This window comes from Chryseobacterium sp. SORGH_AS_0447 (genome assembly GCF_030818695.1).
Lineage (GTDB): Bacteria > Bacteroidota > Bacteroidia > Flavobacteriales > Weeksellaceae > Chryseobacterium.
In genome coordinates this window covers 2,483,220-2,506,759 of the sequence record NZ_JAUTAR010000001.1, presented here as the reverse complement: position 1 = coordinate 2,506,759, position 23,540 = coordinate 2,483,220, and the positions used below count along the sequence as shown (strand labels likewise).

Here is a 23,540-nt window from a genome sequence, read left to right as displayed (position 1 = left end):
TATTACGATTTTACGTTATTATTTTTAGTGAAAATGATGATGAATGCGCCCAGAAATTCTACAATCCAGCCCCATCGCAATTTGACGATGCCCGCCAGCTTATCCTGCCATGATTTGAAAGGCATAAAGCTGAAATACTGGGATGCCTGAAACTTCACGGCAAACAAAGTGAACAGAAACAAAAGCACCAGCAGAATTGCAGAAATCCATGTTACCTTTACACTGTTATTTACAATACCGAAAAGAGCTGCTGCAGCGAGCACCCAGCACATAATGGCCAAGGAATGATCCAGTTTCCAGTAGTTCCAATTCCCGATAACCGGTACATGCACTAAAGGCAAAAAGCTTCCTGCCACCACCAATAATAATCCTATTAACTGAATATTTTTCATGTTTCTTAAAATGCCAAAATACAAAAAAAAACACACTCCAAAAAGTGTGTTTTTCTATAATCTAAATCGACATTAAAAATTGATATACAACAGCTCCAATCCTATCTGAAAGCCATATTTGTTATTAATTTTTGCAAGATCGTTAAAATTCGGTGTGAAATCTTTTTTTACGTAAATATTGATCGGACCATAACCCAATGCCAATTTTCCTCCGAAGATAAACCTTTCTGCAGCTTCCGTAATATTTTCCCTATATTTCACACGGTTGTTGTCTTCATTTTTAAAAATAACATAGTTCTGTGTAAGAAAACGCACGCCGCCGTAAACTCCTGCCGTTAGCCTTAAATTTTGTTTGGAATTATCCAACATCTTTTCATTATTTTCAATGGTATATTTAGGATTTAAGACCCAAACCAGATCCGCCGGAACTACGAAATAATGGTTTTTAAGATAGGACTTTTTAAGAATACCTGTTGTAAGATCATTAAAATCGGCCATGTAAATCTCATTCAGATCCTGTACAAAAACATTTGGTTTTTCAGGGACGAACGTGTCCTGGCGGTAACCTAATCCTAGACGGTAGAAGACAGGAGATGTAAGAGATCCAATCTGCCTCGTTATCCTGATATCCATTTCCGATGAAAAGGCATTTCCAAATTTTATTCCTGATTCATTATTTCCGATGTCCAAGGACGAGGAGGATTTTGTAAGGTTAATCAGACCATATCCTATATTGAAATCAACAGTTTTTAAAAGCTCTTTTTTAGTTACCTTTTCATCCGTATTCAATGTGATGAGAGCATTATTCTGGGAAAAAACCTCAAGAGAATATTTTTCCGGATTTTCCATAACGGCTTTTTTCACGATTTCACGGGTTGCATCTTCCAGCTGATTTTTCTGTTCCGTTACTTTTCCATTGATGATCTCCTCATACCGGGCTGCGATATGCGCTCTTTTTTCCTGCTTTTCGTTAGCGGTCACTTTATTGTTCTGGTAGTCTTTATCCAGATCATCCAGCTCTTTATTCATCTTGGTTTTCTCAGAGAAAACAATGCTGTCGACTTTCTTTGAGTAGAGTTTCAGCCGCGGGTTTATTTCCTGTGAAAAGGCATAAGAGAATGCCAATAGAGCTGTCATCAGCGCAAATTTAGTTTTCATGATTTTTTATATTTTTAAGCATTATTTTTAAGCTGTTTTGTATTTTGAACAGTGCTTCCAAGAGGAATTATTATTTAGGATCGTTGTACACGGTAACTCCTAAAAAAGTAACATTGTCTACCTTGCGAAAAACCTTACCGATGTTGAAAACTCCGAATCTTTTTTCTTCTTTTACGAAATTTTCCCGGCTTTTATCAAGTTCCCTTCCGGTAAGAAGATCATCTGCACTGATGTAACCGCCCGGCACTTTCCTGGCTTCGGCAACAACAGGCAAATTTTGAACGGTATTTTCAATTTCTTTAGGTTCAACGGGAATATTTACAGGTGGCGTTGCAGCAATCTGCTGTATTTTGAATTCTGTGCTTTCAGGCTGCCCTATTTTCCGTTCTGTTCTTTCCGTAATTTGGACTTTTGGATTTCCAGTAATTGTCATTGCTCTTTCCGTAGCTGCGGCATTGTTAGAAACAACCTGCGGCTTTTCAAGTTTGGGATGAACGGGATCAGCGGGTGTATTTGATTCTTTTTTTACGATATAACCGGTATTTTTAACCTCAACCTCTTTTTTGAAATTAAAATACATAATGGTTCCAAAAGAAATCAGCAACAAAACAACAGCGGCATATTTCCACCACTGAGAAGAAGCTTTTCCTGCCATTTCGGACTTCTCCTCAAGCTTTTGATCCAGTTGATCCCAAAGATCGGCGGATAGCTTGATTTCCATCTCCTCGTAGCCGGATTTCAGTTTATTTAGCATATTGTTTTTCATCTTCTTTTTTCTTTAAAAAATCAACAATCCATTTCTTGGCTTTGCTCAGCTGGCTTTTGCTGGTGCCTTCGGAAATATTCAGGATCTGCGTAATTTCGTGATGCTTTTTTTCTTCAAAGACATACAGGTTAAAAACCAGTCGGTAGCCGTCCGGCATTTCCAAGAATATCTCATTCATATCAATTTCCTCTATTTCATTTTCCCGGTCATCCTCTGCACTTTCGAGTTCATTGATTTCGACATCGGAATACAGAATATTCTTATGTTTCCTGATAAAATTAATCGAATTATTAACCACAATTTTCCTCAGCCAAAACGGAAAGCTTTTCCATTCCCTGCAATCCTCTATTTTTGAAAAGCAGGTAAAAAAGGCGTTCATCATAATATCTTCGGCATCATGGAGGTTGTTTACATAGGAATTGGCTATGGCCAGCATTTTAGGTGAAAACATCTCATAAAGCACTTTCTGCCCTTTACGATTATGTTTTTTTGCCAGCTTAAAGTTCTCTTCCAAATTCTTCATGGATCTGTTTCTATATGTAAGACGCAGGATTTTTCAAAGGGTTGCCTGAGAAATAAAAAAAATTGCACTTTTTTTAAAAGTGCAATTTAGTATTTTAATAATCGGTGAAATAAAATTAATGTTTTACTTCATCTAATTCCTGTGGATTATGTTTATGTTTGAAAACAATGGCAAAAGCAATAGTAACAATAAGTGCGTAGCCTGCAAAAATGTACCATGATGTTTGCCATCCTGCAAGCTGTAGAGAAGGATCTGACTGTGAAAAAACATAATGATTCACCACTTCCTGTGCCCCCAACATCCCTATTGTGGCTCCAAAGCCATTGGTCATCATCATAAAAACACCTTGGGCGCTTGAACGTATTGTTTTATCTGTTTCTTTATCTACAAATAACGAACCTGATACATTAAAGAAATCGAATGCGATACCATATACAATCATAGAGAGAACAAACATCCAAACGCCGCTGCCTGGATTTCCAAGACCAAACAAACCAAATCTTAAGAACCAAGCAAACATGGCCATTAGCATCACTTTCTTGATTCCGTATCGCTTTAAAAAGAATGGAATTAACAGGATACAAAGAGTCTCTGATACCTGCGATAAGGAAATAAGCGCATTTGCATTATTGGAACCCCAGGTATTCGCATATTCCGGAATAGCCTTAAAACTTGTTATAAAAGGATTTGCGTATCCGTTTGTAATCTGTAATGAAACTCCCAGAAACATGGAAAAGATGAAAAAAATCGCCATCTTTTTTTCTTTAAATAAAGCAAATGCTTTTAGCCCCAAAGCATCAGAAAGCGTTCTTTTTTCCGTACTTGTATTTACTTCGCAATTAGGTAATGTAAAACTATATAAGAATAACACAATACCTAAAATCCCAGAAACAAAGAATTGACTGTAACTGTGTTGAAAACTAGGGAAACTTGTATTATTAGAAAAATTAAATGTCAGACTCCCGTTTTGGATTCCCGCAAAATTTACAAACAGCATTGCGCAAATAAATCCTACAGTCCCTAAAGTGCGGATTGGCGGAAATGATCTGATCGTATCGTAGTTGTTATTAACCAAAACCGTATAAGCTACAGAGTTTGAAAGAGCAATAGTCGGCATATAGAATGTTACACTTAAACTGTAGAGAATAAAAAGCTTGGAAAACTCGACATTGTCTCCTGCTGACATTCCATAATAACCTGCCCAAATCAGAAAAACAGCTGCCAGAAGATGTGAAATTCCAAGTAGTTTCTGAGCCTGAATCCATCGGTCTGCAATAATTCCCATGATAGCAGGCATAAAAATCGATACAATCCCCTGCATGGCATAAAAAAGTCCTATTTTGGAACCTAATCCCACAGAACCCAAATAATTCCCCATGGATGTAAGATAAGCTCCCCAGACGCCAAACTGCAGAAAGCTCAGGATGATCAAACGTAATTTTAAATTCATTTTATAATTATAATATCTCTTTAGTCAATTTTCTTTTTCCTTCGTTTGATCTCTTCCTGGATTTCCAAAGCGGTGTCGTAGTCTTCTTCTTTTACGGCTTCATCCAGAAGCTTCTGAAGCTCTTCCATAGAAACGGATCTCAAGTTGTCTTCCTCGTGTACGGTTTCCGAGAAGCTTTCTTCTTCTTTGGAAACGTCTTCCAGCTCAAGAAGAATTCCGGCTTCGTTAAGCACCTGCTGAGTGGTAAAGATAGGCGCATCAAAACGGACGGCCATTGCTACCGCATCGGAAGTCCTGGCATCAAGGATCAGTTCTTCATCTGTCGCCTTGTTTTTAAAGTTGATATTTGAAAAGAAAACACCGTCAACGATCTGGTAGATGATCACAGACAGGAGTTCATAATTGGCGGAAACGATGAATTTTGTGAATAAGTCGTGCGTAAGAGGGCGGGGCGGATGAATGTCTTTCTCAAGACCAAGAGAAATGGATTGTGCCTCGAAATTCCCTATAACAACAGGTAATTTAATATGTGTTTCTTCATGTTCCAATAATAACGCGTACGCCCCGGATTGTGTCTGGCTGTACGATATTCCGCGAATAATTAACTGTTTATAATCCATAGCTACAAATATAGATTAATTTTTCAAAGTTTTTTTTACTTTTTAGACAAAAATAAAAGCCCGAAAAGGGCTTTTATAGGTGAATGGTAATGATTGGTGAACTGTGAATTTTATTTTTATCAGTCAATTTTGCTTTGCAAGTGAATTTTCAGTTTATCGTAATAAATAAAATTGACAAGCGAAGCGAACTGACCATTCACAATTAACCTTTCTTATCCTTTTAATGCTTTAATTTTTTCCGTTAAGGCAGGGATAATCTGGAAAGAATCTCCCACTACCCCATAATCGGCCGATTTGAAGAACGGTGCTTCAGGATCGCTGTTGATTACAACAATAGTTTTTGAAGAGTTCACTCCTGCAAGGTGCTGAATAGCTCCTGAAATTCCCACGGCGATATAAAGATTCGGAGCTATTGCTTTACCGGTTTGTCCTACGTGCTCAGTATGAGGCCTCCATCCGATATCGGAAACCGGTTTGGAACAAGCAGTTGCCGCTCCCAAAACGTTTGCCAGATCTTCGATCATTCCCCAGTTTTCAGGTCCTTTTAATCCTCTTCCTGCAGATACCACGATTTCAGCTTCTTTAAGATCCAGTTTTCCTGAACTCTGCTCATGGGAAATTACTTTGGTATCTTCATTGGCCACTGAAAGATTTTTTACTTCTTCCGAACCGGAAACCGCATTTTCCTTAACGCCGAAAGCATTTTGGGAAACCGTAACGATTACGCCTGTTCCTTCCGCTTTAGCGTGCATAAAACCTTTTCCGGAGAATGCTTTTCTTTTTACCTGAAACGGAGAAAGGCTTTCCGGCGCTTCCAATACGTTGGTAATTAAAGAATATCCGTTCATTACCGCCAGCATCGGCGCAATAGACGATGCATCCGTTGTATGAGGGAAAACGATAATGTTTCCGTTTGCCACTTCACTTACTGCCTGTGCATAAGCTTTAGCGGAGAAATTTTTAAGACCTTCGTCTTTGATGTTGATTATATTGGATGCTCCATATTTGTATAATAAATCTGAAGAATCGGTAGGGTTTACAGAGACTGCCGTTACTGTATCTCCGGCCTGATCGGCCACTGCTTTAGCAAAAGATACCGCTTCAAAAGCCGCTTTTTTGTAAACTCCGTTTATATTTTCTGCGTATACGAATACTGCCATGATTTTATATTTAAGATTTAAAGTTCAAAATTCAAGGTTGGTTTTTCTGAATTTTAAATGTTGAATTTAGAATGATTAAATAACTTTTGCTTCTTCGTGAAGTAGTCTTACCAATTCGTCCAGGTTGTCCGGAGAAACCATTTTTACAGCGGCTCTCGGCGGAACGCTGTCATAAGATACCCCCTGAACTTTTACCTCAGATGAAGCCGGCTCAACAACCTGCAAAGGTTTTGTTCTGGCAGACATAATTCCTCTCATATTCGGAATGATCAGGTCTTTTTCATCTACCAATCCTTTTTGTCCGGCGATAACAGCCGGTAACTTAACGGAAATTGTTTCTTTTCCGCCTTCAATTTCTCTTACCGCAGTTGCTTTGCTTCCGTTTACGTCCAACCCTACGGATGCATTCACAAAAGGCTGATTCAATAACTGAGCTACCATTCCCGGAACTGAACCTCCGTTGTAATCGATGGATTCTTTACCGCAAAGGATTAAATCATATCCTCCGTTCTGTACAACCGCAGCGATTTCCTTAGCCGTGGAAAAACTGTCTTTAGGATCAAGGTTTACGCGTACCGCATCATTTGCCCCGATGGCCAAAGCTTTTCTGATTACAGGTTCGGTAACCGCATCCCCTACGTTGATTACCGTTACCGTTGCGCCCTGAGATTCCTGCAATTTGATGGCTTTCGTAAGTGCAAATTCGTCAAGCGGATTAATTACCCACTGGATTCCGTTTTTGTCGAATGCAGATTTATCTGCTGTAAAGTTGATCTTGGAAGTAGTATCCGGAACACTACTGATACAAACTAATATTTTCATATGTTGTTTAATTTTTATTTGCCTTATGTCCCCTTACGGCTTCATACGTGCTTTATTGTTCTCTTTGATATAAAAGCTTAGGATTTTTATACCTGGATTTTCATTAAATTATGTTTCGCTAATATAAATAAAATATATATTATGCATGCATAATACTTATTAATTTACTATTCAGCGCATTAGATGTTTTTAGTTGGCTGGTTTTGTTGCCCTAAACTCGATCTTGCTCGGCAAAACCCGCGGATTCATCTTTAAAATATCCAGCACCAGATTTCCCATATCTTCCGGCTGGATCTTCCATGCGTCCTTTTCAGAAGGGATATTTCCGTTAAAGTTTGTAGCAACAGAACCGGGCATGATAACCGTGGATTTGATGTTGTACTTTCTCAGGTCGATCATGGCCGCCTGGGTAAAGCCAACCACTCCAAATTTTGAGGCATTGTAGCCGGATCCTTTTTCAAAGAAATTGGCTCCTGCCAGGCTGGCAATGGTAATGTAGTATCCTTCTGTTTTCTTGAGTTCTTCTACAGAAGCTTTTAAGGTATAGAAAACGCCTGTCAGATTGGTTTTGATCATATCGTTCCATTCTTCGGCGGAAAGCTGATCCACAGGCTTAAAAACACCTAACCCGGCATTGGCAATTACAAAATCCAGTTTCCCGAATTTTTCTTTGATATGCTGTATCGCTTCCTCTTCGCTTTCAAGACTTTTTACATCTGAAACAATTCCCAGAACATTTTCGGAGTACTGTTTCAGTTCCTGCTCTGCCTTTTCCACATCTTCTCTTTTCCTTCCCGAAAATGCTACGGAAACTCCGTTTTCTAATAAAATTTTTGCAATTCCGAAACCAATACCTTTGGTTCCTCCTGTAATATAAGCGACTTTATTTTCTAACATATTATTTTGGATTTAGTTCCTAAAAATAAGAAAAACGCCCCAATTGGAGCGTTTTTTCAAACTAACATTTGTCAGTATTTATTTTTTGATGAATTTTTCTGAAACTTTCCCTGACTTGGTTTCTATATTAATCAGATAGGTTCCTGCATTAAGTTTTTTTACATCAATTGTATTTCCTTCAACAGATACCGGGATTTTTTTGCCGCTAATATCATAAATTTCCACTGTACTGATTTTTTCTTCAGATTTAACGGTCAAATAATCCGTTGTCGGATTAGGATATACCGAAACCGTTTTACTGGTTGCGCCTACTTCATTGGTGGCTAAAACAGCTCTGTCAATAGAGAAGGTATCGATACCAATCAGATCAGAATTTGTTCCGCTTGGCCCCCCATCAGTCACATAATATCTGAAAGCAAACTTAACCGCAACTGGATTATTTCCCACTCCTGTAATGGTAAAACTGTATTTCGTCCAAGTTTTAGGATACACGAATCCTGAGGCAAGATTAGGATTTACGGTTACTCCCAGATTGGTAAAAGAACCCACTCCTGAAGATCCGCCCGAAGGTGTCACAGCAGTTGCTGCCGTACTGTATCGTAATTCCAGGCGATCTGGATAATCACTGGTACCGTCAGTACCTTTTCTGGTGTAGAAACTTACAACATCTCCATTTTTTACATTTACTGACGGTGTAATCAGCCAGTTGCTGATAATCCCGGTCCCAGAGGTACTGGTATAATTCACCAAAGCAAATGAATTGGCTCCTCCTGCCTGTCCTGACGGTACCGTAGTCGTATTGCCGCTTCCGAATAAAGGATTGCTTAATGGTGTTGTATAAGTAGCCTTAGTCCATAAAGAAGTCGTAGAAGGACTGCTTTGATTGGTGGTTACCCAATCTGTTCCGAATGCGGTATCAAAGCCGTAGCTGTACACGTTGGTCTGTGCGTTCATCAGAGTTATTCCCAATAATGAACTTAATAGTAAAAATTTTCTCATATCATTATTATTTAACAGTATGAATATATAATTTTTAAACCAAATACACAAATAAAACGTAAAAATATAACCGATATGAGATCTAATATTATTTTTTTTCGCTCAAAACACTATATCAAAAATCAATACAATAAATATTTATCATATTACTGATAACAAAAAAGCTTCCTTTAATCAGGAAGCTTTAAATATCAGATTAGATAGTCAACTTTATTTTTTGATGAATTTTTCAGTGGAAATTCCATCCTTAGTTTCAACACTTATAAGGTAAGATCCTGCAGGAATTGCGCTTACATCAACTTTGCTGTTATTCAGTTCAACATTTATTTTTTTCCCTGTAAAATCTGTAACAGTAACATTCTTAATTTTTGAATCTGCTTTGATGTTTAGAATATCTGACGTCGGATTAGGATAAATCTTTACAGATGGTGTTGCTCTTACATAGGAGCTCAGATCATTTGTAGATAAAGCGGATGTCGTAGTAAATTCTACAAGAATATTATCAAAACCACCTATTTTACTAACCGTATTTCCTGTAGAAGTAACGTTATACAAGTAGAGATCTTCTCCCACCATTCCGGGAATAAGTCCCAAAGACGAAGTATCTGCTGCAATCGAACCAGAACCACCAGGCCAATACCACGTAAAAGCACCAGTAGTTTTATTATATCTAAAATCTAATGTATTCCAAGTATTTGCCGTTAAAAGCACACCAGGAGCAGCTGCAAAACCGATTGAATAAACCGTAGGAGTAAGTGTGGATTGATTCGTGAAGGTTCCTAATCCTCGAATTTCTTTTGTTGCAACATCATAAACAAAACCGCCTATGGCAGTCGATGCTGTTCCATTCATACCAATTACCCTCATTTGAATAGTTCCTGTTCCTGTAGAAGGACCAGTATACAAATCGAACTTACCATGCAGAATATTGTTTGCTGTTGTCGCAACTACGGTTGTTTCTTTAGCAGCAATTCTGGTATTTAAGGTCGTATTTGTAGCACTGCTATAACTGTTATAACTTGCAATAGTTAAGGATTTTCCATGGGCTGCATCAATATTAGTTATCTGATAATCTGCATTTGATCCATAAATTGATAACCAGCCATTCTGTCCTGCTGTATTTCCTGTTACGTCGGTACCTAAGTTACCAACCGTTAAAGTTTGAAAATTTTCACTTACGAGTGTTTGTCCGAACATCAGCGAAGCTGAAGCAAACAATAAAGCTGATAAAGTTTTTTTCATAATATTATTATTTCATTAATTATTGTCACGTAAATATAAAAAAATCTCATAAATATTTATGAGATTTTTTTATATAAATTTATTATTATCACTTATTTAGCATAATTCTCAAAAAACAGCGGTATACTTTCAATTCCCTTATAGAAATTAAATAAGCCATAATGCTCATTCGGAGAGTGGATCGCATCGGAATCCAGCCCAAAGCCCATTAAAACAGATTTAGCGCCTAAAACCTGCTCAAACATCGCGGTAATCGGAATACTTCCTCCGCCTCTGTATGGAAGAACTTCTTTTCCAAAAGCAGTTTCCATAGCCTGCTTGGCTGCTGTGAACTCTTTGGTATCGGTTGGTAGGACATAAGGCATTCCTCCGTGGTGCGGTGTTACCTTTACTTTTACGTTTTCAGGAGCGATCTTTTTAAAATAAGCGGTAAATTTCTCCGTAATTTCTTCCGGAGTCTGATAAGGTACCAGACGCATGGAAATTTTAGCAGAAGCTTTTGAAGGGATCACTGTTTTTGCACCTTCTCCCGTGTAGCCTCCCCAGAGTCCGTTGCAGTCTAAAGTTGGACGGATCGATGTTCTTTCCAAAGTTGTATATCCTTTTTCTCCTTCAACGCCGTTTAGTCCGATAGATTTTTTGAATTCTTCAGGATTGTCCTTCAGTTTATTCATATCGGCTCTGTCGGAATCGGAAACCGTTTCCACGTTATCGTAGAATCCATCAATGGTAATGTGTCCGTCTTCATCAATCAGTTTCGCAATCATTCTTGAAAGCACATGAATCGGGTTTGGAACTGCTCCCCCGTAAAGTCCTGAGTGGAGATCCCGGTTAGGACCTTCGATTTCAACTTCAACATAGCTGAGGCCTCTTAAACCTGTTGTTACCGTAGGCTGCTCATTGCTGTAAATATGGGTATCGGAGATTAGGATACAGTCGCAGGACAATTTTTCTTTATTTTCATTCACGAAATCACCCAGGCTGACTGAGCCTACTTCTTCTTCACCTTCCAGAATAAATTTCACATTGCAAGGAAGCGTATTGGTTTTCATCATCGCCTCAAAAGCCTTCAGGTGCATGAAAAACTGACCTTTATCATCTGCGGAACCTCTGGCGAAGATAGCCCCTTCCGGATGAAGCTCCGTTTTTTCAATATAAGGTTCGAAAGGCGGTCTGGTCCATAATTCCAGCGGATCGGCAGGCTGAACATCGTAATGCCCGTAGACCAAAACAGTCGGCAGGTTTTTATCTAAAATTTTCTCCCCGAAAACGATAGGATATCCTTTGGTCTGGCATACTTCCACGTTATCCGCACCTGCACTTTTCAGGTGTGATGCCACAGCGTCCGCACATTTCAGCACGTCTTCTTTATAGGCCGGATCCGCAGAAATAGAGGGAATTCTCAGTAACTCAAACAATTCATCTACGAAACGCTGTTTGTTTTCGTTGATGTAATTTAATGTCTCTTGCATTGTAAAATATTATTTCGTTAAAAGTAAAAAATTTGCCCCGCAGGAACAAACAAAAAAGGATAATTTTCCTCAGGTCTGTATGAGCTTGCTGCCTGCAAATCCACAAAAAAAATGTCCTGCGTTGCTGCAGGACATTTTATATTTTTCTGATAATTAGTGTTCAGCCTTTGGATTCTGAGATCCTTCCGGAATCGGAGTAGCATCAGAGTGTCTTCCGTCTTCTTCCTTATGTTGAGGAGCTCCGGCAGTATCGGTTTTTGTCGGTGTTTCATGCCCGTCATGCGCATCTCCTCTGTACTTGGAAAGATTATCCTGCTCACCGCTGGTCTGCTCGTCGTCAGAATATCTTTCTACCCCTTCTTCCAGCTTAATAACGTCTTTATTTCCGCCAGCCTGGATTTTTTTGCAGCTTACCGCAACTGTAGCAAGGGCTAAACATATAACTAATTTTTTCATATGGAAAATTTATTTTTTTAAGATCATACAGAACCGCACTGCATCGGCCGATTATATTCTTCTAACGGCAAGCGATTCCTGCTTATATTTCTGATTGCCCAAAATTAAGAAATCCTACATTTTACGGCAACATTTTTATACGGATTTTAGAATTATTTTTCCTTTTTTGGACTGTGTAAAAATAAGGTAGTTATCACCGCCGTCCTTCAGGTTGTATTTTTTCCTGATTTCCTCCGGTTTCAAAGGGTAGTTTTTAGAAATAATATTAAACTGCCCTTTTTGACTTCTGAACCTGTTTAGCTTCAACAGGTTCCATTTCAAAAACCCTTCCCGGGAAATCCGGTATTTTCTGATCCGAAGTGTAAAAATGGGTATTCGGATGAAGTTTTGTTAAGCTAAACTTTTGCGAAATCAAATTAAAAATTCCGGCTTTTAAAACCGCATTATTCGGAATATAAATATACCTTTCGGGCTCTCCGTATGTTGCGGCCTGGCTTTCTTCCTGTCCAAAGTGAAATGTAAATGTGGGCTCTCCACTGTCCAGATTTACACAATTACAGCTGATTTCCCCTGTGCTTTCCTTTGATAAAAAGACAACCACTTCCTTCACATCATTTTTTACGGCAATAATTTCAATCCTGAAAATATGGGGTAAAACGGAGACCAGATATTTCAAATCAATAAGCGGCGAGAGCTTAATGACCATATGATTCGAAATAGAAAGCAGTTTTTCCTGGATTTCCAGAATATTGGGTGAAAGATCCTCAAGCAGAAAGACTTTATTTTTCAGGGTATCCCTGCGTGCCGGATCAAGGTAGACCACGTCAAATGATTTCTGATTTTCTTCCAGGAAATCTTCCAGCTTCTGATTTATAAATGTGGCTTTCCTCGCCAGCACATTCCAGTTATTCCGGACGGTTTCCAAAAGATCCGCATTTTGCTCCACTAAAGTAGTCTCCTTAAAATTTTCAGACAAATAGTAGGCATCAATTCCAAATCCGGAAGTAAGATCTATGAATTTATCTCCTTTCAGAATATGTGATTTGTATAAGGCCGTCTTTTCTGAGGAAGACTGTTCCAGACTGAGCTGCGGCGGAAAAATAATTCCGTCTTTCAGTAAAAAGGGAAATTTTTTCTGCGCTACCTGTTTCCCCTTGATCTGCTGTACAATTTCCTGCATGGAAACCTCAGGGAAAGGAGACTTTTTTAATAATAAAGCATGCAGATCGGTATTAAGATTTGCATTGATGTATTGCTGGATGTTTTGATCTATTATTTTAATCACAGATTTGAATAGATAATTTTAATTAACAGATGTTCTCAACAGATGAAAATGAAATTTTAAAATGTATTTGAAAATTATCGTTTATAAAAAATATAATCCGTCAAAACCGGATTGATTTCATTCTGTTTGAGAAGGGAGTTGATTTGTCCACGATGGTAGGTTGAATGATTAATCGCCTGAAAAAGTATTTCAAAGACTGTGTTTTCAAATTTTGCCCCTTTAGAATTTTCATATTGAACCTTCTGATCAAAATCAAATTTTTCTATAATTTCAATACTTTTATTAAAATTCTGCTGATTTATTTCATTTAAATTTTCTAAAGGATTTACCTGCCACACTTCAAATGAATTTTCTCCTAAAATCCGCGAATTCCAGATCTGTTGGGCATTAAGGGTATGATTAAGTAAACTGATTGTTTTTGTATCTATTTTTTCAATATTTTCTGTAATAACTATAATCATTTCTTTGTTAAAATGATATGTGTATTCAAACAAATCAATCAGTTTTTTTTTCATAGCAATGAAAATATAAATTTTCTTTTTTAATATAAGTGAATTCAGTGATAATAAATCAGGCTTTTCAGGTTTTCTTTATTTAAATCAAAGAAAACAATATTACATCTTTCAATAAACTTGATACATACTTAGAAGCTTACTTAATTCAATACAAGAAAAATTTCCAAGAATAATTAAGGCATCATATTCAACGTTATTGATGTGTTGATTGTCCGGAAATCATAAACATTATCAAAAAGCTAATGCATCAAAGAAGAAAGTTGATACTTAAAATATACATTACTTTTTCCACTTTTACTCAAACATTTCAGCCCAGCGAACTGCTCTAATCTCTTTTTCGCTATACAATTCTTCCGAAGATTTTTTTATTTCTAATTTCGGATACAGGTTCACACCGATCAACTTTATTTTTCCTTCTTCCACCCATTGCTGTTCTGCTACGGCGTGATCGTAGATTTTTTTCTGGATGACTCCCTGTTTTAGCAATTCCAGATATCCTCCTTTTTCTTCTATTTCCACAAAAAAAGTCCAGGATTTTTCGGCAATCTGCCGGGTAATATCTTCTACATAATAACTGCCGTTGGAAGCGTCTTCAAAAACATTAATGATGCTTTCGTAAGCCAGTACGATTTGCTGTTTGAAGGAAATTTCTTCCGAATTTTCCGTGCTTCGGTCTACCAGATAATTGTTGCTGAAGACCGCATCAGCACCTCCGATCATGGCGGAAGCCAATTCGAGTGTAGAGCGGATCAGGTTATTTTCATTATCACTGACCGATTTATTCCGCAAAGACGTTTCTGCAAAAATGTACGGAATTTCATCCAGGCCATATTCTTTGGAAAGCTGATTGAAAACGATCTTAAATGCCCGCAGCTTGGCCATTTCAAAGAAATAGTTGGCTCCGACCGCAATTCTGAATATCAGTTTATTCAGGATTCCGGCACCGTATAATTCCACCAGTTCTTTTGTTTTTGCCAAGGCAATCCCCAGCTGCTGATAAATGGCGGCGCCGGCATTCTGATGAAGGGAAATATCCACACAGATATTCCTTCTGAATTGTTTTGCCAGTAATTCTTTTACCAGCTGATCGTTGACAGCAGCCTTTTTTTCATCAAAAACATCAACTAAGGAAAAATACTGGTCTTCTTCTTTCGGGCTGATATGTCCGGCGAGATCAGTATTATTTACAAAAATAGTTTTCTGCTCAAGGTTTTCTACATTCTGATCCAGCAGAAAGGCAAATACATCCTCCTGCAGACTTTCGTGATAGCTGGCCACCAGATGTGTGCTTTCTTCAATTTTCGGCAGATTGGCTAAAGGTCTGTCTACGGAATCGTAAAAGGGTTTTACTTCGATTCCTTCCAGGTTTTCTTTTTTAAGAACGGAATAAATATCGTCGGTCTTGAGCTGTTTTTTTACTAGATTTTCCCAGGCGTTTTCTGACATGGTGTTTGGAATATTGGTTTGGTGAGTAGTGAATGGTGAATTTTACTTTGTAAGTGAATAGTGAATTTGACAAATAACCAAATTGACTAGCGCAGCGGATTGACTGTTCACAATTCACATTTTCTATTTCTTAGCAACTTTGGTGCTGTCTACCACCAGAATAAAGATTTCTTCATCCGGTTTCTTCATGAAATAATTTTCGCGGGCGTATTTCTCCTTTTCGGATTTATTGTTCATCAGTTTTTTATAAAACGCGTCGTTTTTCTCGTATTCGGTTTTATAGTACTGAAGCTGTTCTTCGTATTTGCTGATCTCGCCATTCAGTTCGTTGATTACGAGGAAAGAAGTCTTATCAAAGAAGATCATCCACACCAGAAAAAGGCAGATCGTAATCGTATATTTATTCAGAATGTATTTCTGAATAAGTTTGAATGTTTCAGACTTGGGCTGAATGTCTTTGATAAGTTTATTTTCTTTCATGACTAATGTTTTCTCAACGAATTTTTAATAACGGTAGTTAAAAAGTCAATCGCTACGGAATTCTGCCTCATGTTCGGGATAATAAGATCCGCTTCATTTTTCGAAGGCTCGATAAATTCCTGGTGCATCGGTTTCAGCGTGGTCTGGTACCGGTGCAGGACTTCATTAAGATCCCTTCCCCTTTCCTGCGTATCCCTGCGGATCCTTCGGATCAGTCTTTCATCGGAATCGGCATGCACAAATACTTTAAGATCGAATTCCTTAAGCAGTTCCTTATTGGTAAGAACGAGGATCCCTTCCACCACCAATACATTTTTAGGTTCTACAGTTACATGATCTCCGGTTCTTCCATGCGTTACAAAGCTGTAAATCGGCTGCTCAATCGGCTGATTGTTTTTTAATGCTTTTACGTGTTTTATCAATAAATCGAAATCAATGGATTTCGGGTGGTCATAATTCAGGGCTTCTCTTTCAACCAGGGTCAGGTTATGATTATCGTGATAATAATTATCCTGCGAAAGGATGTTCATTCCCTCTATATCCAGCTGCTGGATAATTTTGTCAACCACCGTAGTTTTGCCGGATCCTGTACCTCCTGCAATTCCTATTACAAGCATTATTTTTAAGTTCTTTATAGTTTGTACAAATATACTATTTTATTTAAAAGACGGAAAAAGGATAAAGAAAGATAGGCATTTTTAAGAGGTGAAATTAATTTATTTTGGAAGGTAAATGAATGAATTTGATTAAAACGCGGCGTCCGCAAAGGTCTTAGGTAAAATTGCTGCGTATATTCTCCGTTCGCAAGGGCATTTCATTCAGCAAATGAGCAGCAATCAAGATTTCTTTTGAACCAGAATGAATTTTTATAATTTATAATATTTAATTTATTCTCAGTACAGAAAACTTCCGGCTTCCCTCTTCCCTCTTCCAGCCAATAAATCAGAGCTTATCTCAACCAATGTTAATCAACAAAAAATCCGGCTGTACGGCCGGACTGTTTTATACGATTTCGCTTGTTAATTCCCTTGAAAGTAATTTTTCATGCATAGGCTTCAGAAGATCCAACGAGCCAGTTTTAACGGTGCATTTGCCTTTAAAATGAACCAATAAGGTGCATTGTTCGGCCTGTTCCAGGGTGTGTTTACAGATTTCGATTAGAGAATCGATCACATAATCAAAAGTGTGAACATCATCATTATGCAGCACGAGCTTATATACTTCGTCCGTATCGTCCAAAACGAGAACTTCTTCTTCATATTTCCGTTTCGGGTCGTCGTAATCTTTTATATGGTTGAAAAACATTTTATTTATTTAAAAATAGATTAAACCTCTCCTATCTTCTCTGCCAGGTCATTGACATTATTGGGCTCTTCATATACCAACTCTACCAACTCCACACTCTTATTATTCATTTTCAGAATCTTGAACTGATAATTTTCCAGCTCGAACTCTTGATTTTCTTCCGGGATGTCTTCCAGAGCGTGAAGAATAAATCCGGCCAGAGTATTGTATTCACTCTCTTCAGAAAGTGCCAGTTTCTTCGGCAAAAATTCGTTGATTTCATCCAAAGGCTGCGTTGCCTGCACCCAGTAGGTGTTTTCTCCGATTTTATCAACGATTTTCTCCTCATCGTCTTCTTCATCCTGGATTTCACCCACAAGTTCTTCAAGAATGTCCTCCAGGGTAATAATTCCTTCTGTTCCACCGAACTCATCGATAACAATGGCCAAATGCTGCTTTTTCTGTTGGAAGATTTTTAGTAAATCCGAAATCTTCTTGCTTCCTACAACAAAGAATGCATCCCTCATCAGTTCTTTTAGATCTTCATGATTCAGCTCTCCTTTTCTTTTCACGAATTCCCGGATGATTTCCTTGGTATACAGTATCCCAATGATATTATCGATCGAATCTACATAGACAGGAATTCTGGAATAACCGCTGTCCATAATTTTATTGATGATTTCATTCACATCCTCTTCAAAATCGATCGAAGTGATGTTCTGACGGGGCACCATGATCTGTTTTGCAGAGTGATCCGTAAAATCGAATGCATTTTTGATGATCTCATAGTTTTCCTCTTCAATTTCCCCACTGTCCGCACTCTGTTTTACCAATAACTGAAGTTCCTCTGTCGAATGGATTTCATGCTCCGATGCCGGGTGAATTTTTACCAGCCTTAAAAAGGTATTGGACATTAGGTTCATCAACCAGATAAACGGTTTAAATACGGTATAGAAAACCCTCAACGGGATAGCTGTAGCCATCGTTGTGGACTCCGACTTTCTGATTGCAATGGATTTCGGGATCAGCTCGCCGAAAACAATGTGCATGATCGTAATCAGTACAAAGCTTGTAATGACTGATATAGAAGTAACCGTCGCCTCACTGAGATCAACGTTAAGAGAATCGAAAATATTTTCAACAATATGATGAAGGGCGCTTTCTCCCACCCAACCTAATGCAAGGGAAGCCAATGTGATCCCGAGCTGCGTAGCCGAAAGGTATTCATCAAGATGCTTGATGATATGCTCTGCCTGCTTGGCCATAGAGTTTCCCTCTGCGGCTTTCAACTGGATCTGTGAATAACGAACTTTAACGATTGAAAATTCTGCGGCTACGAAGAAGCCATTAAGTAAAACAAGTAATACGGCCAGCAAAAGCCTGACTATGTCCGAGTCCATTTAGAAGTTATATAAATTTGTTCCTACAAATATATACAAAATAAAAATAACAAAAAAAGCATCGTGGTATACGATGCTTTAATATAAATACTATGGTAAAATAATTATTTATGAATTTTTCAAAGCTTCAGCTCCGGAAACGATCTCAAGGATCTCGTTTGTAATGGCCGCCTGTCTTGCTTTGTTGTAGAAAATAACCAGATCATTCTTCAATGCCTGGGCATTATCTGTTGCTTTATGCATGGCCGTCATTCTCGCTCCGTGTTCAGATGCTACCGAATCAAGAACTGCTTTGAAAACCTGAGTCTTAATGGATTTAGGAATCAGATTATCAAGGATTTCCGCTCTGCTTGGTTCGAAAATATAATCCGTTTCTACCTGAGGTTCTGTAGTTTCAGGCATTGAAATCGGAAGAAGCTGTTCTGTGGTTACTTCCTGAGTGGCAGCATTCACGAATTTATTGTAAATTAAATAAACTTCGTCAAATTTTCCTTCTGTATAGCTGTCCATTACTGCTTCAGCAACATGAGAAACCGCCTCAAAGCTCAATTTATCAAAGATTGCACTTTCGTTGGCATATACCGTACGGCTTCTTCTTACTGCATCAAAAGCTTTTTTACCGATAGAAAGCACTTCAACTTCGTACTGGGAGTTATTCTGAAACTGTGCATTCAGCTCTTTAACGATCGATGAGTTGAAAGCTCCGGCAAGACCTCTGTTTGAAGTAATAGCGATGAAAAGCACTCTTTTCACCTGTCTTTTCTGAGCGTAAACAGAAATCTGATCAGGATCCGAACTGGAATTTACATTCTGGATAAGCTCCTGCAGTTTCTCAGAATAAGGTCTCAACATCACGATGGCATCCTGTGCTTTTTTAAGTTTCGCAGCGGAAACCATTTTCATGGCACGGGTAATCTGCATCGTTGATGAAATTGATGTAATTCTGCCTCGTATTTCTTTTAAGTTTGCCATATTGGGTTAGATGTTGGTTGTCGGTTGTTGGCTGCTAGTTTTAGAAAGTTCTGTTAACTGCCAGCCAACAACCATCAACTAATTTTTAGTTATATTTAGAAGCTAAATCGTTAGCTGCCTGCTTAAGAACGCTGGTGATGGAATCATCGATTTTCCCTGCTTTGATCGCAGCCATTGTGTCTGGGTGCTTGGATCTAAGGAATTCGATATATTCGATCTGGAATTCTTTTACTTTTCTGATCGGAACGTTTCTTAATAAGTTCTCTGTTCCTGCGTAGATCATTGCTACCTGGCTGTCTACCGGAAGCGGAGAGTTTACCGGCTGCTTAAGGATTTCCACGTTTCTTTCCCCTTTAGAGATAACTGCCAATGTAGCTGCATCAAGGTCTGAACCGAACTTAGCGAACGCTTCCAATTCTTTATACTGAGCCTGGTCTAGCTTAAGCGTACCAGAAACTTTTTTCATGGATTTGATCTGAGCATTACCTCCTACCCTTGATACGGAGATCCCTACGTTGATCGCAGGACGAACCCCAGAGTTGAATAGGTCGGACTCCAAGAAGATCTGTCCGTCTGTAATCGAGATTACGTTGGTCGGAATATACGCAGAAACGTCACCTGCCTGAGTTTCGATAATCGGAAGTGCCGTTAAAGATCCTCCTCCTTTTACGATCGGCTTCAAAGATTCCGGTAAATCGTTCATCTGGCTTGCAATCTGATCATCAGCAATTACTTTCGCTGCTCTTTCCAATAATCTTGAGTGAAGGTAGAAAACGTCCCCAGGATAAGCTTCACGGCCCGGTGGTCTTCTCAATAGTAGGGAAAGCTCACGGTAAGCTACGGCCTGCTTGGATAAATCATCATAAACGATCAATGCAGGTCTTCCCGTATCTCTGAAGAACTCACCGATTGCAGCTCCTGCCATAGCAGAATATACCTGCATCGGAACCGGATCTGATGCATTAGCCGCAACGATTACGGTGTATGCCAAAGCTCCTTTATCTGAAAGGGTTTTAACGATTTGTGCTACAGTAGATGCTTTCTGTCCGATAGCAACATATATACAATATACAGGTTTCCCTGCATCAAAGAATTCTTTTTGGTTGATGATCGTATCGATCGCAACAGTAGTTTTACCGGTCTGTCTGTCACCGATGATAAGCTCTCTCTGTCCTCTTCCTACAGGGATCATAGAGTCGATCGCAACGATACCTGACTGTAAAGGTTCAGTTACCGGCTGTCTGTAGATAACTCCTGGAGCTTTTCTTTCCAACGGCATTTCGTATAAATCTCCTGCAATAGGACCTTTACCATCGATAGGGTTACCAAGAGTATCTACTACTCTTCCCAACATTCCTTCTCCTACTTTAATAGAAGAGATTCGGTTTGTTCTTCTTACAGTGTCTCCTTCTTTTACTAATTTACTTTCACCTAGTAAAGCAACACCAACGTTGTCTTCTTCAAGGTTCAGTACAATACCTTCTACATCACTAGAAAATTTCACCAACTCTCCGTATTGTACGTTTTCTAACCCGTATACACGAGCAATACCATCACCGATGGTTAAAACTGTACCTACTTCCTCAACGTTTGATTGAGTATCGAAGTTGGCCAATTGCTGTTTTAAGATCGCAGATACTTCTGCCGGATTTATTTCTGCCATTGTATGGTTGTTTTTTCTTTTTTGAATTAATTTAAGCTAAAGTCTTTTTTAACCTGATTAAGCTTAGACTTTACAGATGCATCGATCTGCTGGTCTCCCACTCTTAAAATATAACCTCCTAAAATTTCAGGCTTTACATTTACCTGCAAATCGAAATTGGTATTGGTATTAACGAGATTGGAAGTTCTTAAAATCTGCTCAAGGTTTTCTTTGGAAAGCTGAGTCGCCGTTGTAAGAGTTACTCTCTGTACCCCGTTGATATCCTCTACTTTGTTGATGAATTCCTGTGCAATATTTTTAAGCTGGTTTTCACGACCGTGCTTGATCACCAAAGTAATCAGATTGCGGCTGGAAACCGATAAACCTTTGAATATTTCGTTTGCTACTTCTACTTTCTTTTTAGAATCGATGTACGGCGTAAGGAAGAATTTATTCAGATCTGAAGATTCTTTCATCAGCTTTACCACATCTTTCATTTCAGAAAATACAGTAGCCGTCTGACCTGATTCGTTTGTAAAATCAAGTAAACCTTGTGCGTATCTTTTAGCTACTTTAGATGTAAGCATTCTTAGTTAAGGTTTGATTTGTTTAAATAATTCTGAACTAATTCGTTTTGAGCTTCGCTGTTATCCAATTTCTGCTGAAGGATAGATTCCGCGATGTTTACTGATAATGTACCGATCTGAGATTTGATGTCTGCCATAGCAGCATTTTTCTCAGCATTGATGGTTTGTTTAGCAGCTTCGATCATTTTATCACCTTCAGATTTAGCAACATCCTTAGCTTCACCTACGATTTTATCTCTGATTTCTCTCGCTTCTTTAAGGATCGCATCTCTTTCGATTTTAGCCTCACGAATGATTCTTTCGTTATCCTCTTTTAAAGTTTCCATCTCTTTTCTTGCCAATGTAGCCTGATTAAGAGCGTCAACAATAGAAGTTTCTCTATCATTAATAGATTTTAAAATAGGTTTCCAAGCGAATTTACCTAACAATAATAACAATGCCAGAAAAATAATTGTTTGGATAATAAATAATCCTGATGAAAACTGGTGAATTAATTCCATTATATAAATGTATAAATAATTATTACTTTTTTCTTAAATAACCACTATCTGTAACCAACCGTTACGGATAGTGGCTTTAGTTTAATTAGTTTACTGCGAATAGAGCAGCAAACGCAACACCTTCTACAAGTGCAGCTGCGATAAGCATAGCTGTTTGGATTTTTCCAGATTGTTCAGGTTGTCTAGCGATAGCTTCAAGAGCAGCAGCTCCGATTTTACCAAGACCGATACCTACACCTAGTACTACGATACCAGCACCTACAATTTTAGGGATTTCCATAATATATAATTTTAAAAATTTGTTTCTTACTTACTATTTTACACTTTAATTAGTGAGCCGCGTGGTGTTCGTGCTCGTGATCCTGTACAGCCATTCCGATAAATAAAGCGGATAACATCGTGAAGATATAAGCCTGTAAGAATGCCACCAATACTTCCAGTAAATAAATTACCAGGGTAAGGAAAGGGAAAGCAACACCTGCCACTACATTTTTAAACACATAGATCAGTCCGATCAAACTCATTACAACAATGTGTCCTGCCGTCATGTTGGCAAAAAGTCGGATCATCAAAGCGAAAGGCTTGGTGATTGTTCCTAACAATTCGATCGGCAACATAATCAGTTTCATTGGTACAGGAACACCCGGCATCCAGAAAATATGTTTCCAATAATCCTTGTTAGCAGAGAACGTTGTAATAAGATACGTAAGGATCGCTAAGAAAAATGTCATGGTGATGTTACCAGTAACGTTGATTCCGAAAGGCATTAAACCCAATACGTTCAAAAATAAGATAAAGAAAAATACCGTTAATAAATAACCGATGAATCTTTTATACTTGTGCCCGATATTCGGGATAGCGATTTCGTCTCTTACGAAGATAACCAAAGGTTCTAAAAATCTTGCTGCTCCTGTAGGAACCTGAGATTTTTTATAAGACTTAGCCATTCCTGTAAATAACAACAACATGAAGATTGAAGTTAATAAGATGATCAGTACACTTTTCGTAATTGACAAGTCCAATACTTTTTCTGAAGTTACATGACCTTCTTTATCGAAAGCCAAATTCCCGGCAGCATCCGTCTTATAAATTTTTTCGTGGTGTAATTTATAATAAGATCCGTCTACTTCTGTTGTTTCCCCATGAATGAAACCTTCTTTGTTGCTCATGAAAGAATGAATACCGTTATCATAAAAAATAACAGGAAGCGGAAAACCGATGTGGTGACCTTCTTTATCCACCATCAATGTAAAGTCGTGTGCATCCAACAAGTGATGATCGATGTACTCTTTGTTTTCTTTACTTACTTTGTCTTTCTCTGAAAGCTCCGTGGTGGCAGAACCTGCCTCGGCAGTAGCCTCACCGTGCTGTGCAGACACTAAGTTTAATACAAAAATACTGTAGAATAAAACTGCGAATTTCTTAAACATTGATAGGTTTTTTTCGTTGTGCAAAAATATAATATTTTTTCT

25 protein-coding genes and 1 pseudogene are annotated in these 23,540 nt (G+C 38.3%); all 26 read right to left on the bottom strand.

Features of this window, described 5'->3' with window-relative positions; all coding sequences use genetic code 11:
• Positions 1-2: 2 nt before the first annotated feature.
• Positions 3-392 (bottom strand): hypothetical protein, encoded by a 390-nt coding sequence (locus QE422_RS11595; protein WP_307458322.1) that lies wholly within the window; start codon positions 390-392, stop codon positions 3-5.
• 72 nt (positions 393-464) lie between these two features.
• Positions 465-1,550: a hypothetical protein gene (locus QE422_RS11590; protein ID WP_307458321.1), complete on the bottom strand. Its 1,086-nt coding sequence runs from the start codon at positions 1,548-1,550 to the stop codon at positions 465-467.
• Between the two features lie 70 nt (positions 1,551-1,620).
• Positions 1,621-2,304, bottom strand: a complete 684-nt coding sequence (locus tag QE422_RS11585; protein WP_307458319.1) for a hypothetical protein — start codon at positions 2,302-2,304, stop codon at positions 1,621-1,623.
• On the bottom strand, positions 2,294-2,839 hold the full coding sequence (locus QE422_RS11580) for an RNA polymerase sigma factor (RefSeq protein ID WP_307458317.1): 546 nt from the start codon (positions 2,837-2,839) through the stop codon (positions 2,294-2,296). Before QE422_RS11580 ends, QE422_RS11585 begins: the two co-directional genes overlap by 11 nt.
• 115 nt (positions 2,840-2,954) lie before the next feature.
• On the bottom strand, positions 2,955-4,289 hold the full coding sequence (locus QE422_RS11575; protein WP_307458315.1) for an MFS transporter: 1,335 nt from the start codon (positions 4,287-4,289) through the stop codon (positions 2,955-2,957).
• 20 nt (positions 4,290-4,309) lie between these two features.
• Positions 4,310-4,909: a bifunctional nuclease family protein gene (locus QE422_RS11570; protein ID WP_307458313.1), complete on the bottom strand. Its 600-nt coding sequence runs from the start codon at positions 4,907-4,909 to the stop codon at positions 4,310-4,312.
• A 212-nt stretch (positions 4,910-5,121) separates the two neighbouring features.
• On the bottom strand, positions 5,122-6,069 hold the full coding sequence (locus QE422_RS11565; protein WP_307458312.1) for an electron transfer flavoprotein subunit alpha/FixB family protein: 948 nt from the start codon (positions 6,067-6,069) through the stop codon (positions 5,122-5,124).
• Between the two features lie 75 nt (positions 6,070-6,144).
• Positions 6,145-6,891, bottom strand: coding sequence for an electron transfer flavoprotein subunit beta/FixA family protein (locus QE422_RS11560; protein WP_307458310.1), 747 nt, complete (start codon positions 6,889-6,891; stop codon positions 6,145-6,147).
• Between the two features lie 189 nt (positions 6,892-7,080).
• Positions 7,081-7,788, bottom strand: a complete 708-nt coding sequence (locus QE422_RS11555) for an SDR family oxidoreductase (RefSeq protein ID WP_307458309.1) — start codon at positions 7,786-7,788, stop codon at positions 7,081-7,083.
• A gap of 78 nt (positions 7,789-7,866) precedes the next feature.
• Positions 7,867-8,787, bottom strand: a complete 921-nt coding sequence (locus tag QE422_RS11550) for a T9SS-dependent choice-of-anchor J family protein (RefSeq protein WP_307458307.1) — start codon at positions 8,785-8,787, stop codon at positions 7,867-7,869.
• A 210-nt stretch (positions 8,788-8,997) separates the two neighbouring features.
• Positions 8,998-10,029, bottom strand: a complete 1,032-nt coding sequence (locus QE422_RS11545) for a T9SS type A sorting domain-containing protein (protein ID WP_307458306.1) — start codon at positions 10,027-10,029, stop codon at positions 8,998-9,000.
• Positions 10,030-10,121: 92 nt separating this feature from the next.
• Positions 10,122-11,501: a dipeptidase gene (locus tag QE422_RS11540; protein ID WP_307458304.1), complete on the bottom strand. Its 1,380-nt coding sequence runs from the start codon at positions 11,499-11,501 to the stop codon at positions 10,122-10,124.
• A gap of 153 nt (positions 11,502-11,654) precedes the next feature.
• Entirely contained in the window at positions 11,655-11,957 is a 303-nt protein-coding gene (locus tag QE422_RS11535; RefSeq protein ID WP_307458303.1) for a hypothetical protein, read from the bottom strand.
• Positions 11,958-12,092: 135 nt separating this feature from the next.
• A pseudogene (locus tag QE422_RS11530) lies at positions 12,093-13,239 on the bottom strand (class I SAM-dependent methyltransferase).
• 77 nt (positions 13,240-13,316) lie between these two features.
• Positions 13,317-13,757 (bottom strand): DinB family protein, encoded by a 441-nt coding sequence (locus QE422_RS11525; protein ID WP_307458300.1) that lies wholly within the window; start codon positions 13,755-13,757, stop codon positions 13,317-13,319.
• 294 nt (positions 13,758-14,051) lie between these two features.
• Complete coding sequence (locus QE422_RS11520) at positions 14,052-15,203, bottom strand: methylmalonyl-CoA mutase family protein (protein WP_307458297.1); 1,152 nt, start codon at positions 15,201-15,203, stop codon at positions 14,052-14,054.
• Between the two features lie 123 nt (positions 15,204-15,326).
• A complete protein-coding gene (locus QE422_RS11515) occupies positions 15,327-15,683 on the bottom strand; it encodes a septum formation initiator family protein (protein WP_307458295.1) in 357 nt (118 codons plus the stop codon).
• A 2-nt stretch (positions 15,684-15,685) separates the two neighbouring features.
• Positions 15,686-16,300: a uridine kinase gene (gene udk / locus QE422_RS11510; protein ID WP_307458292.1), complete on the bottom strand. Its 615-nt coding sequence runs from the start codon at positions 16,298-16,300 to the stop codon at positions 15,686-15,688.
• A 385-nt stretch (positions 16,301-16,685) separates the two neighbouring features.
• Positions 16,686-16,988 carry an ATP-dependent Clp protease adaptor ClpS gene (locus QE422_RS11505; RefSeq protein WP_307458289.1) on the bottom strand — a complete coding sequence of 101 codons (303 nt, stop codon included), beginning with the start codon at positions 16,986-16,988 and terminating at the stop codon, positions 16,686-16,688.
• Between the two features lie 20 nt (positions 16,989-17,008).
• Positions 17,009-18,367 (bottom strand): hemolysin family protein, encoded by a 1,359-nt coding sequence (locus QE422_RS11500; protein WP_307458288.1) that lies wholly within the window; start codon positions 18,365-18,367, stop codon positions 17,009-17,011.
• A gap of 108 nt (positions 18,368-18,475) precedes the next feature.
• Positions 18,476-19,339 carry an ATP synthase F1 subunit gamma gene (atpG, locus tag QE422_RS11495; RefSeq protein ID WP_307458285.1) on the bottom strand — a complete coding sequence of 288 codons (864 nt, stop codon included), beginning with the start codon at positions 19,337-19,339 and terminating at the stop codon, positions 18,476-18,478.
• 85 nt (positions 19,340-19,424) lie between these two features.
• Positions 19,425-21,002, bottom strand: a complete 1,578-nt coding sequence (atpA, locus tag QE422_RS11490) for a F0F1 ATP synthase subunit alpha (protein ID WP_307458282.1) — start codon at positions 21,000-21,002, stop codon at positions 19,425-19,427.
• Positions 21,003-21,028: 26 nt separating this feature from the next.
• A complete protein-coding gene (gene atpH / locus QE422_RS11485; RefSeq protein WP_307458280.1) occupies positions 21,029-21,568 on the bottom strand; it encodes an ATP synthase F1 subunit delta in 540 nt (179 codons plus the stop codon).
• Positions 21,569-21,570: 2 nt separating this feature from the next.
• Entirely contained in the window at positions 21,571-22,068 is a 498-nt protein-coding gene (locus QE422_RS11480) for a F0F1 ATP synthase subunit B (RefSeq protein ID WP_307458278.1), read from the bottom strand.
• Positions 22,069-22,153: 85 nt separating this feature from the next.
• Positions 22,154-22,348, bottom strand: a complete 195-nt coding sequence (atpE, locus tag QE422_RS11475; RefSeq protein ID WP_002979108.1) for an ATP synthase F0 subunit C — start codon at positions 22,346-22,348, stop codon at positions 22,154-22,156.
• A 49-nt stretch (positions 22,349-22,397) separates the two neighbouring features.
• Positions 22,398-23,498 carry a F0F1 ATP synthase subunit A gene (gene atpB, locus QE422_RS11470; RefSeq protein WP_294303566.1) on the bottom strand — a complete coding sequence of 367 codons (1,101 nt, stop codon included), beginning with the start codon at positions 23,496-23,498 and terminating at the stop codon, positions 22,398-22,400.
• Positions 23,499-23,540 lie beyond the last annotated feature (42 nt).

Excerpts from the sequence above, each read along its gene's own strand:
- QE422_RS11535 (WP_307458303.1), bottom strand. The coding sequence starts at position 11,957 with ATGAAAAAATTAGTTATATGTTTAGCCCTTGCTACAGTTGCGGTAAGC.
- QE422_RS11480 (WP_307458278.1), bottom strand. The coding sequence starts at position 22,068 with ATGGAATTAATTCACCAGTTTTCATCAGGATTATTTATTATCCAAACA.
- atpE (WP_002979108.1), bottom strand. The coding sequence starts at position 22,348 with ATGGAAATCCCTAAAATTGTAGGTGCTGGTATCGTAGTACTAGGTGTA.
- QE422_RS11555 (WP_307458309.1), bottom strand. The coding sequence starts at position 7,788 with ATGTTAGAAAATAAAGTCGCTTATATTACAGGAGGAACCAAAGGTATT.
- QE422_RS11505 (WP_307458289.1), bottom strand. The coding sequence starts at position 16,988 with ATGTTTTTCAACCATATAAAAGATTACGACGACCCGAAACGGAAATAT.
- QE422_RS11580 (WP_307458317.1), bottom strand. The coding sequence starts at position 2,839 with ATGAAGAATTTGGAAGAGAACTTTAAGCTGGCAAAAAAACATAATCGT.
- QE422_RS11520 (WP_307458297.1), bottom strand. The coding sequence starts at position 15,203 with ATGTCAGAAAACGCCTGGGAAAATCTAGTAAAAAAACAGCTCAAGACC.
- QE422_RS11570 (WP_307458313.1), bottom strand. The coding sequence starts at position 4,909 with ATGGATTATAAACAGTTAATTATTCGCGGAATATCGTACAGCCAGACA.
- atpB (WP_294303566.1), bottom strand. The coding sequence starts at position 23,498 with ATGTTTAAGAAATTCGCAGTTTTATTCTACAGTATTTTTGTATTAAAC.
- QE422_RS11575 (WP_307458315.1), bottom strand. The coding sequence starts at position 4,289 with ATGAATTTAAAATTACGTTTGATCATCCTGAGCTTTCTGCAGTTTGGC.
- QE422_RS11560 (WP_307458310.1), bottom strand. The coding sequence starts at position 6,891 with ATGAAAATATTAGTTTGTATCAGTAGTGTTCCGGATACTACTTCCAAG.
- QE422_RS11590 (WP_307458321.1), bottom strand. The coding sequence starts at position 1,550 with ATGAAAACTAAATTTGCGCTGATGACAGCTCTATTGGCATTCTCTTAT.
- QE422_RS11525 (WP_307458300.1), bottom strand. The coding sequence starts at position 13,757 with ATGAAAAAAAAACTGATTGATTTGTTTGAATACACATATCATTTTAAC.
- QE422_RS11545 (WP_307458306.1), bottom strand. The coding sequence starts at position 10,029 with ATGAAAAAAACTTTATCAGCTTTATTGTTTGCTTCAGCTTCGCTGATG.
- QE422_RS11585 (WP_307458319.1), bottom strand. The coding sequence starts at position 2,304 with ATGCTAAATAAACTGAAATCCGGCTACGAGGAGATGGAAATCAAGCTA.
- atpG (WP_307458285.1), bottom strand. The coding sequence starts at position 19,339 with ATGGCAAACTTAAAAGAAATACGAGGCAGAATTACATCAATTTCATCA.
- QE422_RS11515 (WP_307458295.1), bottom strand. The coding sequence starts at position 15,683 with ATGAAAGAAAATAAACTTATCAAAGACATTCAGCCCAAGTCTGAAACA.
- atpA (WP_307458282.1), bottom strand. The coding sequence starts at position 21,002 with ATGGCAGAAATAAATCCGGCAGAAGTATCTGCGATCTTAAAACAGCAA.
- QE422_RS11595 (WP_307458322.1), bottom strand. The coding sequence starts at position 392 with ATGAAAAATATTCAGTTAATAGGATTATTATTGGTGGTGGCAGGAAGC.
- QE422_RS11540 (WP_307458304.1), bottom strand. The coding sequence starts at position 11,501 with ATGCAAGAGACATTAAATTACATCAACGAAAACAAACAGCGTTTCGTA.
- atpH (WP_307458280.1), bottom strand. The coding sequence starts at position 21,568 with ATGCTTACATCTAAAGTAGCTAAAAGATACGCACAAGGTTTACTTGAT.
- QE422_RS11565 (WP_307458312.1), bottom strand. The coding sequence starts at position 6,069 with ATGGCAGTATTCGTATACGCAGAAAATATAAACGGAGTTTACAAAAAA.
- QE422_RS11550 (WP_307458307.1), bottom strand. The coding sequence starts at position 8,787 with ATGAGAAAATTTTTACTATTAAGTTCATTATTGGGAATAACTCTGATG.
- udk (WP_307458292.1), bottom strand. The coding sequence starts at position 16,300 with ATGCTTGTAATAGGAATTGCAGGAGGTACAGGATCCGGCAAAACTACG.
- QE422_RS11500 (WP_307458288.1), bottom strand. The coding sequence starts at position 18,367 with ATGGACTCGGACATAGTCAGGCTTTTGCTGGCCGTATTACTTGTTTTA.